At 59.8% G+C, this 14,450-nt stretch carries 10 protein-coding genes and 1 pseudogene; 5 read left to right on the forward strand and 6 right to left on the reverse strand.

Annotation, left to right across the window (positions count from 1 at the left end; all coding sequences use genetic code 11):
- The first annotated feature begins 70 nt into the window (after positions 1-70).
- From IPP95_15295 to IPP95_15305, 3 genes are all read left to right on the forward strand, one after another.
- Entirely contained in the window at positions 71-316 is a 246-nt protein-coding gene (locus IPP95_15295) for a hypothetical protein (GenBank protein ID QQS72510.1), read from the forward strand.
- Between the two features lie 15 nt (positions 317-331).
- On the forward strand, positions 332-3,151 hold the full coding sequence (locus tag IPP95_15300; protein ID QQS72511.1) for a hypothetical protein: 2,820 nt from the start codon (positions 332-334) through the stop codon (positions 3,149-3,151).
- Positions 3,152-3,367: 216 nt separating this feature from the next.
- Entirely contained in the window at positions 3,368-4,636 is a 1,269-nt protein-coding gene (locus IPP95_15305) for a glycosyltransferase (GenBank protein ID QQS72512.1), read from the forward strand.
- Between the two features lie 70 nt (positions 4,637-4,706).
- Here IPP95_15305 and IPP95_15310 read toward each other — a convergent pair whose 3' ends face one another.
- The 3 genes and pseudogenes from IPP95_15310 to IPP95_15320 all read right to left on the reverse strand — a co-directional run bounded on the left by IPP95_15310 (position 4,707) and on the right by IPP95_15320 (position 5,985).
- Positions 4,707-5,069: an FkbM family methyltransferase gene (locus IPP95_15310; protein QQS72513.1), complete on the reverse strand. Its 363-nt coding sequence runs from the start codon at positions 5,067-5,069 to the stop codon at positions 4,707-4,709.
- Positions 5,053-5,451, reverse strand: a pseudogene (locus IPP95_15315) (FkbM family methyltransferase). The gene IPP95_15310 and the pseudogene IPP95_15315 overlap by 17 nt, the downstream one beginning before the upstream one ends.
- A 6-nt stretch (positions 5,452-5,457) precedes the next feature.
- Entirely contained in the window at positions 5,458-5,985 is a 528-nt protein-coding gene (locus IPP95_15320) for a class I SAM-dependent methyltransferase (GenBank protein QQS74290.1), read from the reverse strand.
- A gap of 245 nt (positions 5,986-6,230) precedes the next feature.
- On the opposite strand from IPP95_15320, the gene IPP95_15325 reads away from it, so the two are divergent.
- Entirely contained in the window at positions 6,231-7,706 is a 1,476-nt protein-coding gene (locus IPP95_15325; GenBank protein ID QQS72514.1) for an oligosaccharide flippase family protein, read from the forward strand.
- Here the strand turns inward: IPP95_15325 and IPP95_15330 are convergent.
- Positions 7,703-8,269, reverse strand: a complete 567-nt coding sequence (locus tag IPP95_15330) for an NAD(P)-dependent oxidoreductase (GenBank protein ID QQS72515.1) — start codon at positions 8,267-8,269, stop codon at positions 7,703-7,705. The two genes, IPP95_15325 and IPP95_15330, sit on opposite strands and share 4 nt — an antisense overlap.
- A 193-nt stretch (positions 8,270-8,462) precedes the next feature.
- On the opposite strand from IPP95_15330, the gene IPP95_15335 reads away from it, so the two are divergent.
- Positions 8,463-9,548 carry a glycosyltransferase family 4 protein gene (locus tag IPP95_15335; GenBank protein ID QQS72516.1) on the forward strand — a complete coding sequence of 362 codons (1,086 nt, stop codon included), beginning with the start codon at positions 8,463-8,465 and terminating at the stop codon, positions 9,546-9,548.
- Between the two features lie 181 nt (positions 9,549-9,729).
- Here the strand turns inward: IPP95_15335 and IPP95_15340 are convergent, their stop codons facing one another.
- Both IPP95_15340 and IPP95_15345 read right to left on the reverse strand, forming a co-directional pair.
- A complete protein-coding gene (locus tag IPP95_15340) occupies positions 9,730-11,250 on the reverse strand; it encodes a hypothetical protein (GenBank protein QQS72517.1) in 1,521 nt (506 codons plus the stop codon).
- A gap of 10 nt (positions 11,251-11,260) precedes the next feature.
- Positions 11,261-14,446 (reverse strand): M1 family metallopeptidase, encoded by a 3,186-nt coding sequence (locus IPP95_15345; GenBank protein QQS72518.1) that lies wholly within the window; start codon positions 14,444-14,446, stop codon positions 11,261-11,263.
- Positions 14,447-14,450 lie beyond the last annotated feature (4 nt).

Consider the following 14,450-nt stretch of genomic DNA (forward strand, 5'->3'; position numbering starts at 1 on the left):
AGGTTTCTTCCAAGTGAACGATGGCACCGGAGCCGGGTGTAAGCGAGCGTCCGCCCCTACATTCGCGCCGATGTACCTGCTTTCGGCGAACGGCACCTTGCGGACGATACTGATCTTGCTGATCATTTGGCAGATACTTCGGCTTTGGATGAAGGTCCGCGAGAAGAATGTGAATCCCGGCCCTAGGAACACCCATTGGACCACGGACCGACCGCGACCCAAAGGCGAGGTCCGCATTGAGAAACTGGAGGACGTGGAGCATCATGCGCCCCCGCTGGATGCGGAGGACGCCGATTTTGAAGAGATCAAGGACTAGACCGACCACTACGGGATGAAAATGATGAACTGGAAGAAAATGCTGCCTGTTGTGGTGGCGGTGGTCACGTTCTTCGTGCTCACCCTGGGTTACTTCAGCCCGGTATTGGAAGGCAAACGCATGGTGCAGGGGGACATGGTCCACTACGCCGGCATGGCCCAAGAGATGCAGGAGCACCGCGCGGCCTTCGATGGCGAGGAGCCGTTGTGGACGGGCAGCATGTTCGGCGGCATGCCGGGCTACCAGATCGGCGTGATCTGGCCGACCAATGCGCTCACGTGGTTGGACTCCGTCTTCTCCGGCTTCCTGCCGCGTCCCGCCTCCTTCGTCTTCCTCTATCTCGTAGGCATGTTCATCCTGCTGCTCTGCCTGCGGACGGATCCCTGGCTGGCCCTGTTGGGCGCTGTCGCCTTTGCCTTCTCCTCGTATTTTCTGGTGATCATCCAAGCGGGGCACAACAGCAAGGCTTCGGCGATCGGCTATATGCCCATGGTGTTGGGCGGGCTGTATGTGCTGCTGCGTGGCCGGAAGCTCTTGGGCGCAGCGCTCTTCGCGCTCTTCCTCGCCTTGGAGGTGCATGCCAACCACGTGCAGATCGCATACTACCTCGGGATGTTGCTCGTGCTCTTCGGGCTGGCGGAAGCCTGGCGGGCCTTCAATGAAAAACGGATCGCCGACTTCGTAGGGCGCGGCGCGCTCGGCCTCGTCGGCGTGGCGTTCGCGGTGCTGTGCAACATCGGCCTGCTATGGAGCACCATGGAATACGGGGCCCACACCACGCGTGGCAAGAGCGAGTTGACGATCAACCCGCAAGGCGAGGCTGACGTTGACAACAAGACCGGCGGGCTGGACCGCGATTACGTGACGCATTGGAGCTATGGAAAGCAGGAAAGCCTCTCGTTACTGGTGCCGGACATTAAAGGCGGCGCGAGCGGATCGATGCTCCAAAGCCGCGAGGACCTGGACAAGATCACCGATCCCGCCTTGAAGAAGGCCGTGCTGGAGAAGTACCAGGCGGGCGGCTACGTGAACAACTACTGGGGCGACCAGGACTTCACCAGCGGGCCGGTCTACCTCGGGGCCATCATCATCCTGTTGATGTTGCTGCTACTGGTGCAGGCGGAGGCGCGCGCGCGATGGTGGATGCTGGCGGTGATCCCCTTGGTGATCATCCTGGCCCAGATCGACAGCCCTGTGGTCGTGGGGATCCTGTTGATAGCCTACCTGTTGGCGGGTCTTTTTCTGTGGAAGGACACATTGGCCTATGCGCTCTTCGCGGCGTTCGTGCTCACGCTGCTGCTCAGCTGGGGCCACAACTTCATGCCGCTCACGGATTTCTTCCTGGACCACATTCCCGGCTACAACAAGTTCCGTGCGGTCACCATCATCTTGGTGATCGTGGAAATGGCCGCGCCGGTGTTGGCGGTGCTCTACCTGGGCCGGATGATGGAAGCGGACAAGTGGGAGAAGAAAGTGGAGCGCCGCTTCCTGATGACCGCGGGCGTCTTGGCGCTCATCGTATTGGTGATCGCCGTGATCCCCGGCAGCCTCTTTGAATTCTTCGGCTCTTCCGAGAAGGCGCAGTTGATCGCCCAGATGGACAGCGCCAAGGACGCGGGTTCCGTGCAGGCCTACATCGACGGGCTGAAGCAATTGCGCATCGGCGTGCTGAGCATGGACGCTTGGCGCAGCTTCGCCTTCATCATCCTCGGTGGCGGGCTGGTGTTCGCCTTCGGGCGAAGGCTGATCGGGCGCACGGTCCTGCTGGCCGGTATCGGCCTATTGGTGTTGGTGGACCTCTGGAGCGTGGACCGCCGCTATGTGAACAACGACAAGGACGCCAAAGGGCAGTACATCAGCTGGGAAAGCCCGGAGAGCAATGCCTACCCGTACAAGCCGCAGCCGGCGGACATGGCCATCCTGCAGGCCGAGAGCAACGCCGCCACGGAAGCGGACTTCGACAAGGCACTGGCACGTTTGAAGGCAAGTAAGGCCAAGCTCAGCGGCTCGCAGCGCTTGGTGAGCAAGGAAGAGGCGGCCATTACGCGCTTCGGCAGCCTGCGCCGCACCACCGATTTCCGCGTGCTCACCATGCGCGGACCGTTCCAGGATGCCCACGTGGCCTACTTCCACAAGAGCATCGGCGGTTACCACGGAGCCAAGCTGAAACGCTACCAGGAGCTGATCGACTTCCAGCTGAACCTGGAGATGCAGAACGTGATCGGTGCCTTCGGTCAAGGTGCCACGCCGCAAAGCATCGACAGTGTGCTGGCCAAGCAGCCCGTGCTGAACATGCTCAACACCAAGTACATCATCTATGCGGATGACAAAGCGCCGCTGCTCAATTCCCATGCGCTGGGCTCTGCTTGGTTCGTCAATGAGGTGAAGGAGGCGAAGGATGCGAACGAGGAGATCACCCTGCTCGGCACCATCGATCCCGCGAAAACAGCGGTAGTGGACGCACGCTACTACAATGAAGTGGCCAATGTGGCAAAGCCGGATCCCACCGCAAGCGTGAAGTTGATCGGCTACCGCTCGAACGACCTGAACTACACGGTGCGCAGCGCGAACGGCGGCGTGGTCGTCTTCAGCGAGATCTGGTACGGACCCGACTGGGTGGCCGAGATCGACGGCAAGCCCGCACCCTACGTGCGCGCCGACTACGTGCTGCGCGCCATGAAAGTCCCCGCCGGGGAACACACCGTGCGTTTCCATGTCGTCAGTAAACCGTTCAACATCGGTGGCCGCATCGCCTCGGTGGGCTCCTTTGTATTGTTGCTGCTGGTCGTGCTGGCACTGGGGTTTGAGTGGAAGCGGAGTCGCGATCAGGCGTGAACTTTTCACCACAGTGGCACAGAGGACACGGAGAAATGCACGAATTGCATGGGTCGGTACAGGGTATAGGGTACCGAGTACAGGGTACAATGCGGCGCTGTGCCCGCAAGTACCTGCATTCGGTACGCGGTACTCAATACCCTGTAGCCAGTACACAAACCCGGACCTCATGCCAATTCCTCTCTGTGCTCTCTGTGCCGCTGTGGTGATCCTGCCATGAAGCGCGTCCTCATCATCACCTACTACTGGCCGCCCAACGGGGGGGCGGGCGTGTACCGCTGGTTGAAGTTGAGCAAGTTGCTGCCCGAGCATGGATGGCAGCCGGTGATCTACACACCGGAGAACCCCGAGGTGGTCGCCGATGATCCCGGGCTTTTGCGCGACGTGCATAAGGACATCGAGGTGATCAAGCGGCCCATCACCGAGCCCTTCAACCTCTACAAACGGTTCACCGGAAGGAGCACCAAGGAGAAGGTGCAGGTCGGCTTCCTTAACGAGAAGAAACAGGGCGGCTGGAAAGAGGACTTCGCGCTCTGGGTGCGGAGCAATTTCTTCATCCCCGATGCACGCGTGTGGTGGGTGAGTCCCTCCGTGAAGTTCCTGAAAAGATACCTCCGTGAAAACCAGGTGGACGCCATCATCACTACCGGCCCGCCGCACAGCATGCACCTCATTGGTCTGGGCCTGAAGCGCGTCTTGGACGTGAAGTGGATCGCGGACTTCCGGGACCCATGGACGGACATCGATTTCTATGCGCAACTGAAGCTGACCCGCAGTGCCGATGCCAAGCACAAGCGTTTGGAAGGGGAGGTGCTGCGCGAAGCCGACAAGGTGCTCACCGTTTCCTGGCATTGGGCGGAGGACCTGCGGAAGTTGGGCGCACCGAACGTGGAGGTGGTCACCAACGGCTATGATCCCGACGACCTGCCCTCACCGCCCGAGCCTGTGGATGACGACTTCAGCCTGGTCCACATCGGGTCGCTTTCGCCCACACGCAACGCGCCGGAACTGTGGAAATCCTTGAAGAAGATCTGTGATGAGGACCCCGCGTTCGCCGCGAAGTTCAAGCTCCGTTTTGTCGGCCCGGTGGACCACACCATCGCGGAGAGCGTGGCGGAAGCCGGACTGGGCGCACATTTGGAGCGCACCGGACGCGTAACACACGAGGAGGCCATGCGCCAAATGCAACACGCTCGCGTTCTGCTGTTGCTGGTGAACGACACGCCGAACCTCATGGGCATCCTGCCGGGCAAGCTCTTCGAATACGTCAGCACCGGCAGGCCGGTCTTGGGCGTAGGCCCTACCGAGGGTGATGTGTCACGCGTGCTGGACAGCGCGCCGCATGCCGTTGTCGACCGCCCAAGCCTGGTGGTGCAACGCGAACGGATCAAAGCCATGTTCAACGCACCGACTTCGGAACCGGACCCACGCTGGTCCCGCGCGGCAACCTGTGAGCAAGTGGTTCAGGCTTTGAACGTGTTATGACAAGTACGGGCAGTGCAAGGCCGCCAATCGAATAATGCGCCCTTCTTGTTCGGTGAGGAAGCGAGCAAACTCAGGGCCGCACCCGGGTGCAGTACACCACGTGCCCGATGAACTGGAAATTCCAGTCGTAGCGGCTGATCGCCTTGAAGAAGGCATTGCCGCAACCGGGGCGGAACCAATCGTGAAGCTCGATGGACAGCCGGTCCACCTTGTCGATCCAGCCCAGATCGCCTTTGCAGAAAAGCTCCAGTTCCGATCCCTCGATATCCACCTTCAACAGGCCGATGCGGTCCATGCCGTAGCGCTGCATAATGCCGGGGATGGTCAACGCATCGGTATCGCCCTGATCCCCGGCCTCCGTGCGGTAGGCGGATTCCTGATGCCCTTCTCGTTGCAACTGCAGCTTGCCTTCTTCCGGCCAGATGCTCGGCACGGACGCATTCCACCTTGGGATAGCCTTCCATGTTCTTGCAAAGCAGTTCGAAGTTGCCCTCTTCCGGTTCCACCGCGATGATGTGTGCCTCGGGGTAGGCGTGCTGCAGGTAGCGCGTGGCCAACCCGATATTCGCGCCGCAGTCGATGACGGTGCCGGGATCCCAGTCGGCTTCCACCGGCATGTAGGGGCCGATCAGGATCTGGTCGATCGTGTTGATATCCGCGGTGCCCGGCCGTAGCCACAGCCGTCCGCCCAACCAAGGAGCATCGATCTGCCGCAGCTTTCCTTTGGGCAGTTTTTTGATCCACAGCACACGGATCCCTTGGACGGGACCCAGCCGGACGATGTGCGAAATGAGGAGTAGAAGTGCCTTGCGCATGTTCGGTCAAGCAGTGATGCGACGGATCGCGAAGCTGAGGTGGCGGTCGGTCTCGTGGGTGAGCAGGATCAGCTCCCAGTCGTGCTTTACGCAGAATTCATGCACGGCCTCCACCACGCCGTAACGAATACCGCCGTCCCAATTCCCGGTGACATAGTCGTGCCCGGCGATGATGCCGCCGGGCTTCACCTTGGTGCGGGCGATCTCCAGCTCCGCCGCAGTGATGGGGTATCCATGGTCCGTATCGATGTATACCCAATCAAAAGTGGCATCGGGGAACTTGGGTAGCGCATCCGTGGACAGCCCGAGGTCGATCACGACTTTTCCGGCGGCGATCTCCTCCCTGAAGCGGCCTTCCACTTTGGCACGGCCCGGAGCGTAACGGTCACTTCCCCAGAAGTCTACCAGATGCAACACTACCGGGTCGTTCAGGCGAAGGATCATTGCCGAGAAGTCGCCAGAGGCTACACCGACCTCAGCGACCGTTCCATGTTTCGGGAGTTGTTGGAGGAAAGCCTCCCGGTCAGGGACCACGCGAAGGTTCCTCAAGTGCTTTTCAGACAATTCCACCCGTGGAATGGCCGCACTATGCTCCTTGCGCACCACGCCCAAAAAGTCTGTTCAGGGCGCTAAAGACCGGTTTCCCGATCCATTTCGGGACTATGCTACTAAGGCTCATACTGGGAACGGGCCGTTCAAACGGCGCGCAAGATACTGGGGTTTGCACATCAGCCTCATATCGGATCATTGACGCTACGTGCGCAACTTGCGCCCGCATCATGGGACGCATCGCCCGCCAAGCCACCATCAATTCCCTGCTCACCTATGTGGGGCTGGTGCTCGGCTTCGTGAATTTGGTACTGCTGTACCCGCGGATCCTCACCCCGGGCGAGCTGGGCCTCACGCGCTTGGTGGTCTCCATCGCGGTGATCGCCGCCCAGATCGCGCAGGTCGGTCTGGAAAGCACCACCATCCGTTACTTCCCATACTTCCGTGAGCGTCGGGGCGGGCATCACGGCTTCTACGCCGTGGTCCTGCTGCTGGGCACGCTGGGCGGCTTGCTGGCGATGCTTGCGTTATGGCTCTTTCATGGCACGTTCACGCAGTGGTTCGGCGACAAAGAGGGGCTCTACGGCGAGTTCGGCCTCATTGTGGTGCCGATGGTGCTCGCCGAGGTCTGGTACATTCTCTTCCGCGGGATCAGCCGGTCCGTACACCGCAGTGTCGCCCCGGTGTTGGCACATGAATTCGTGCTGCGTCTATTGCAGACGGTGTTGATCCTTGCCTATGTGAAGTTCCACCTCTCGTTCCACACGTTCGCATGGTTGTTCGCCGGGACCTTCCTCGCGCGGACGGGCCTGTTGATGTTGGATCTGTGGAGGGTGGGCACTTTCCGCCACTTCTTCCGGTGGCCGCGGATACAGAAGCGATTGGTCCGCAGCATGGCACGCTACACGGCCTATACGTTCGGAAGCGGGTTCGCATCCATCATCCTTGGGAATATGGACCAGATGATGATCGCCGCGCTCCTGAGCGATGGGCTGAAATATGTGGCCTTCTATTCGGTCGCGTTCCTGATCGCATCGGTGATCATGGTGCCCGCACGTGCCCTGGCACTGCCTGCGATGCCCCACTTGGCCGAAGCATGGCGCAAGCACGACATGGTCGCGATCGAACGCATCTACCGGTCCTCCGCCAACGTGCAGTTGGTGGTGGGCGTGTTCATCTTCACCTGCTTCTGTGCCAGCCTGCCGCAGATCTTCGCCCTGTTGCCCCCCGCGTATATGATCGGGATGCCGATCTTTCTTGTACTGGGCGCCACCAATGTCATCAGCCTTTCCGGTGGGATCGGAGGGGGCGTCATGAGCACCTCGCGGGCCTTCCGCATGGACGCCCTGTTGAGCTTCCTGCTGCTGGGGCTGAACGTGGTTTTGGACTATGTCCTGATCATTTCCATGGGAGTGATCGGGACCGCGTGGAGCTCGTTGATATCCTTAGTGGTGGTATTGGTCTTGCGGACCGCGTACCTGTACCGGAGGTTCGGCCTGTGGCCATATGACATGCGCATGCTCGGGGCGCTGTTCCTTGCAGGCGTGGCCGGTGGCCTGGCGTGGTGGTTGCCGTTGCACCTCGGCAACGTCGCTGACATGGTGGTGCGGACCTTGATGGTGTCCGTGGTCTTTTGGCCTGCGGTGTTCGCCTTGAAGCTCGCGCCGGAACTGCGCTTGTTCATAGGGAAGCGATGGCAGCGCTAACCGGTCGTGGCCGAGCTGCCCCCGTAGTACCGGGCCAATGTTGAGGCCCAGTGGCCCGGATCCGGCCATGAAGCCCCGGTGGAGGTCCAGATCCGTTTGAAGTCGCTGTTGTCCACCTCGTAGCAGGAGCCGGCATCCACGGGCCGGGCCGTTGCCATCTTGCCCAGAAGGTGCTCCATGACCCGGACCAGCTCGGGGAGCGGAGCGGGCATGTCGAAACAAACATTGATGGTACTGCCACCGTAGCTTCCGTCCGACAGGATGGGTGAACAGGCGGAACGGACCTCCTCCACATCGATCAAATACCGGCAGGCGTTGGTCTGCACATTGAACGGTTCGCCCGAAAGGATGCGGTCCCGGAAGAAATTGCACAACGTGTGCGGGTTCGGGGTGCGGCCCACCACATTGGGCAGGCGCAAGATGAGATGGTCCTCAAAATACTCCCGCACCAAGTCCTCCATCCGCCGCTTGTGGCCGATGTATTCCGAATCCTTGAGCGCCGGATCGAACAGGCTGCACGTGCTGAAATAGACCAACCGCGCATGCGTGTCTCGCTGTTCCATTAACAGAGCTCGCTCACGGGCATAATTCGCCTCAGTGGCCGAGGATGAGTTGGACACGCCTGAAGCGAATACAAGGACTCTGTCATCATCCTTGAATGAGGCGAAAGCGCGGGCGAGCAGACCGGAACCGATGACCATTACGGGGTGCAAAGAAAGGCGCTCAGGATGATCGACCCCCGCTTAGCTTCGCCGCATGGGCGCAAAACCGGGACCAAAGCGCAGGCTTGTGTACAGCACGCCGGTGCTCGTGTCTTTCGCGCGGAACGATATCACCCTGCTGAGCGAGGCATTCGAGGTGTCGGTGTTCCACTTCAAGCCGAAGCGCAAGTGGATCACCCCGTTCAGCCTGCTCAACCAGCTTTTCTTTCTGCTCCGCACCGTACCGGGTAGTTCCATCATCGTCTGCCAGTTCGCGGGCTATCATTCGGTGCTGCCCTGCCTGTTCGGGAAGGTGTTCCGTAAACCCGTATTGCTGGTGCTAGGTGGAACGGACTGTGTGAAGTTCCCGTCCATCGGATATGGGAATTTTACGCGTTGGCCTCTTGGACCGGTCACGCGTTGGTCCTTGCAGCTCGCCGATCATTTGGCACCGGTGGATGAGAGCTTGGTGGAAAGTGAGCACAGGTACACCTCCGACCCACAGGACCCGGTGATGCAAGGCTATCGGGGTCTTTTCCCCGGTATCCGGACACCATACACGGTGATCGCATACGGTTACGACCCGCAGCGCTTCCGATGCGAGGTGTTGAAGACAGCGGGTTCCTTCATCACTGCCGCACAGATGAACGTGCCCAACTTCCATCGCAAAGGGATCGACTTGATCTTCCAAATGGCCGACCGATTTCCGCAGTGCAGGTTCACCATCTTGGGAAACACACCTGCGATGAAATATGAGCGGGTCCCGCCGAACGTAAAGCTGTACGGTTTCATTCCGTACGAGGAGCTTCCGGGATTCTATGCGCGGCACCGTTTCTACCTCCAGCTTTCCATTTGGGAGGGCTTCCCCAGTGCGCCTTGCGAGGCCATGCTCTGCGAATGTGTACCCATTGCCAGCTCGGTGGCCGCTTTGCCTGAGATCGTCGGCGATACGGGCTTCATTTTGCATACCAAGGATGCGGACCGGTTGAAGGAACTCCTGGACACCGCGCTGGCGTCGGACCAGATCGCACTCGGACTGCGGGCGAGGCAGCACATCATGGACAGTTTTCCGCCGTCGGAAAGACGGAAGTTGCTCGCTTTGGTGGAAGAAATGGTCTCGAAGAAGCGACGAACCGGATAGAATGGGGCGATCGATCCTCCTTCAAAAACTCCGTCCGATCCCCACCACATACCGGAACATGGCGTGTAGGATAGCCGGTCGGGTCTGTGCAATGTGCTTTTCGGGGTCCATGGAGCAAGGCTTCTCAGCACGGACCATGGTGACCAACGTTAATAAGCACGCTTTGGTGCACCGAGACCGGTCAATGTTTGCGCTCATAGAGCAAAAAGGACTCATCTGATCGGATCGTCGGTGGGCACTGATGGATCAATACCAGGCGATGTTCCATTTTCTGCTCATTCGTAAGTGGCTCTGCGGTCAGGTACAGCATTCCCGGGGTCGCAGTTGTCAGAGAGTCGAACTCTGCCAAATGTGCTTCCTCCGATATGCCCCATCGACGTTCGTTGTTCCATTCCATGTAAGTGGTTTCCCGATGGATGATCGGATAGTACACCGGACGGTTCAGCGCGCCGGCAATGGAGATGCCACGGTCCTCGCAAGCTGAATAGATCTCGTTTTCTTCCCGTCCGTTGTCACGCAGGAATTTGGCAGTCCCTACGGACCCGCTGAAGGGAAGCAGGATATCGGCCATGATCATCGTAATTCCCGAAGCGACTTGGACGAAAAGGATGAACGGCAGGAATGAACGCATTTTCACAGGCGTCACGGAAACACGCCCAGTCTCGTCCGTTCGCGCCAGCCAAGCACTACCGATGTACGCGATGAAGATCAACCCTTGGTGGCGCATGCTTCCGTGGAACCGGAGCGCGCAAAAGGACAGGATGAACAAGCAGCTGCACAGGAATAGCACCTGGGCGCTTCTCTTCTTATGCAGGGATAGGGTGGCGCAGGTTATGAGGAGGACGGAGACCGATGTGAGCAGCCATTTCGAGGCATCCGGCCTAGTGGCTTTCGCCAGTTCCGCGATCAGTGTGCCGTCCCAGTTCCATGGCACCACTGCCGGGAAGGGCAGGAATATTTTCGCGGGGACCGTCATTGCGTCCAGCACTTTGGCTCCTTCCAAGGACCAGGCGCCGAAGAAGTTAGCATCCGGGGCGGGAGCTATGTCCCAGATCGCGACCGCGAAGGCGATCAGGTAAAAGCCTGAGGCTGCAATGCCTGAACGGGTCGAAAGGATCCGTTCACCACGCCATTGCATGTGTACCATGCAGGCGAACAGGCCGGCACTTAGCAAGGCGCCGTATATCTGTGTGAACGGCAGTAGGGTCAAAGGGATAAACGCAGTCCATCGTCTGCCGCGATGGCTCGACCTCAGAAGCGTGATGGTAAGCAGGAAGAACAGGACCGCAAGCCCGTAATTTCTGAAGAAAGCGGAATACTCGTAGCAGAAGAAATAGCCGAAGAGCACTCCGGCCTTGATCGCGTTGGAGAAGGGCGCTCGAAAAACGATCAACCAGCCCGCACCGGCCATGATGCCCACTGCGATGGCTTTCGCAACGGCCACTTGGTCCCAAGTGTTGGGGATCAAATAAAGGATCAGGTACCAAAGCGATGGATGTCCCTCATACCGGGCGCGCCATATGACATCCATATAGCCCGAGGAACTATTGGCCAACAGCAATGCCTGGTATTCGTCACGCCAGGGTTCATGAAAGTAGCTGGCCACGGCGATCAGACAAACAAAAGCCGCCCATACCGCGAGCATGCCGTGGGACCGTCCTGTACCAGGAACTTCCGGGTTGAACGCGGCAGGGGTGGACATGGCCATAGGATCAAAAGCTCCTCCCGATCCCCACCACATACCGGAACGCGACATGCTCCGTCTCCCCGGCGGGAATGTTGGACAGCACCAGCGGCATGTCGAAACGGATCGTCAACGGTTTGATGTCCTGCAAGGGACCGAATTTCTTGATGGTGAGGGCTGCTCCGGCGCCGGCGTCCGCACGGGGCGTGGCCAGTTTTATCTGCGTGGTGCCGAGCTCGGTGGTAGTGCGGTAGCCCATGGTGCCCACATCGCCAAAGAGGTAGACGTCGAGATGGAGATAATCCGCCAGCTTTCCGGGGCGGAAGCGGACCAGCCCGTCGAGGTCCAGTTCGCCGTTGATGGCCGCGCCGGTGTTGCCGGCATACGTGAGGATCGTGTTGCCCTCGGCGTCAAGCGTAGGGGCTACGTAGCCCGCATAACCGCGCAGTCCGAGGCCGCCGCCCTGTTGGAAATGGTTCACAACCGCTCCGTAGCCCATCCAGTCGAAAGGGACAAAGCCGATGCTCCGCACATACTTGTCGTCCATCATCTCCTCAGGCGAGGCGCTGGCTAAATACAGCTGGCTTTCGCGCGGGGTATTGCCGCTGCCGTATTGCGCGAAGAGCCGGGTGCGCAGGTCGAGTTTCCCGATGCGCGTGTTGTTGGTCGCGCTCGCAACGATCTGCGCAAAGGGATCCACCGCGCCGATGCCTGCGGTGCGCACTTCCATGCTCAACAGCCCGTTGCCTTTGCGCCAGTCGTAGCGATGGTCCACTCCGGTGTTCCACGTACTGTTCAACGCGTTCAGGTTCCACTGGTCCGTGTTGATCAGGTAGGTGAGGTCGGTACTGTCGCGCCGCAGCATGAACTTCAGGTTGGTGTAGATCGTAGTGCGGGTGAAGGGCACGTTCCAGTTAAAGCCACCTTCGTACTGCTCCAGTCCGTCGAGCAGGCGGGCGGCCACATGGACCGAGGAGCCGTGCAGCAGTTTCTCCGTGGCGTTCTCGTAGCGGAAGTTGAAGCTGACGGGATCGTACGCGGTGTTCACCCGGCCGTTCGGAAGGTTCTGCCCCAAGCCCGTGTTCAGCCAGGCGGTGAACCACACCTGATGCTTTTGTTGTAGGTAACTGCCGTGGAAATGCACGCCCATCTTCGCGCCGTCATAGCCGTTGTACCACACGTCGGGGCGCACGAAACCTTCATAAGTGCGCCAGTCCGGCCAGTTGTAAATGTGGCTGTCGAAGGTGCTGGTGAAGGGGAACTTCAGGCTGTTGTTCAGCATGTTGGCATCACCTAAGCGGTATGTGGTGTCGATACGAACGTCCGCGATGCCTGATGGGATGTCCACCTGCGCATAGTAGTCGCGTTGTAGCTCGTCGAAGCCGATCCATCGCGGAAGCATGGTGGCATCGGTCTTCTTTTCGAACCAGTTATTCGGGATGTGGTAGTTGTACGCTCTGCCATCGTTGGCGTTAACGGTGAAGTCGATCGGCATCTCCATTTCGCCGGCGCGCCGGAAGTGGATCTGCTGGCCCGCATCCGCACCTCTGTGCTTCACGCCTTTCACGGCATAATCCAGCTGCTTGCCGGTATCGATCCATTGATCGAAGAACCAGTTGAGGTCCACGTGGGTGAAGGAGATGAAGCTCTGACGGAGATCCTCCACGTAGGGGTGCTTGAACTTCCACTGCGCGAAATAGTGTTGGAAGGCGGCGGTGAAGAGGGAGTCGCCCAGCACGTACTGCAGATTGAAGAGCATGGTGGCGGTCTTGTAGTACACCATGCGGTAGCCGGTGGGCAGGCGCGAGAACTCGTCGCTGCGCGTGTTGATCGGGGGCAGCTCATCCCGCACGGCGGCACGCATGTAGCTGTTGTAGGCCAGCCTATCGCGGGCGAGCGTGGGCTTTGTCCACTTGCGCACGTAGGCGTTATTGGCCGGCTCCATCACCAGCGTGTCCTCGCCAATATGCGACATGCCCATCGTTTCGATGAACTGCGTGAAGCCCTCGTCCAGCATGGCGCGGTAGGTCTCGTTGTTGCCCACCATGCCGAAGAACCAGTTGTGCCCGATCTCGTGCATGAAGAGGATGCGGTAGTTCGGTTCCTCACCGCTGTCCAAGGTCAACATGGGGTATTCCATGCCGTCCCGCGCATCGGCCACCACCATCTTCGGATAGCCGTACATGCCGACGTACTCGCTATGCACCTTGATGCACTTCGCGGCGTATTCCGCAGCGTTCTGCCATTTGCCAGCGTGCGGCTCCTGGGCCACGGCGATGCACTTGATCCCGTTCCACTCGGCCTCGCCGATGCGGTAGGTGGGATCGGCCGTGAAGGCGAAGTCATGCACGTTCTCCGCGTGGTATTTCCACACTTTGCGGACACCGGACTGATAGGGCGTGATCACGGATGGTGCTTCGTTCCCCGGCTTGTCCTTGAAGTTGGCGATGTCGAGTTTCTTCCGCAGCTCGGGGGGCATCACCTCTTCAGGGTTCTGCAGCCAGCCGGTGGCCTCCACCACCATGTCGTTGGGCATGTCCAGCGCCACGTCGAAGCCGCCGAAGTCGCCGTAGAACTCGTAGCCGAGGTGCTGCTGCGTGTCCCAACCGAACTTACGGTCGTACACACCAAGGCGGGGGTACCACTGCGTGCCGTCGAAGTGCTTGAAGCCCCATGCGTTGAAGAGCTTCATCCGGCCCATCCCGCCCCAGTGGGTGATGAACGTGTAATGGAAGGTCGTCTTGGTGTTGGGCAACAGCGGTTCAGGTAGCGTCACCTTCATGATGGTGTTGTCCACCTCGAGTTGCACCTCTTTCCCGTCCGCGGTCATGCTCAGCACATCCGTACCGCGGGCAGGTGCTTCGGCGTTCGTTGCGCCCTTCGCGCGGTTGTCCCCTCCGAGCTGGTCCAGATAGCTTCCAGGCTTTGCGGCGTTGGCATAAAGGTGGAAGAAGACCTCGCGCAAGGTGTCCGGCGAGTTGTTCCAGTAGGTGAGGTCGATGGTGCCCTCGATCAGGTCATGCACCTCGTCCAACCGGGCGTCCATGTCGTAGTGGACGTCCTGCTGCCAATAGCCGGCATAAGGCGGGGAGTTCTTCCAGTAGTAGGGATTGTTCGCTTGGCGGAAGGAATCGGGCGGGCGTAACGGGTCATAGCGTTGCGTGAAGGCGGCACAGGCCAGGCTTATCGCGAACAAAAGAGCAATTCTCCTCATGGCA

This window comes from Flavobacteriales bacterium (assembly GCA_016700415.1).
In the GTDB taxonomy this organism is placed as follows: domain Bacteria; phylum Bacteroidota; class Bacteroidia; order Flavobacteriales_F; family PHOS-HE28; genus PHOS-HE28.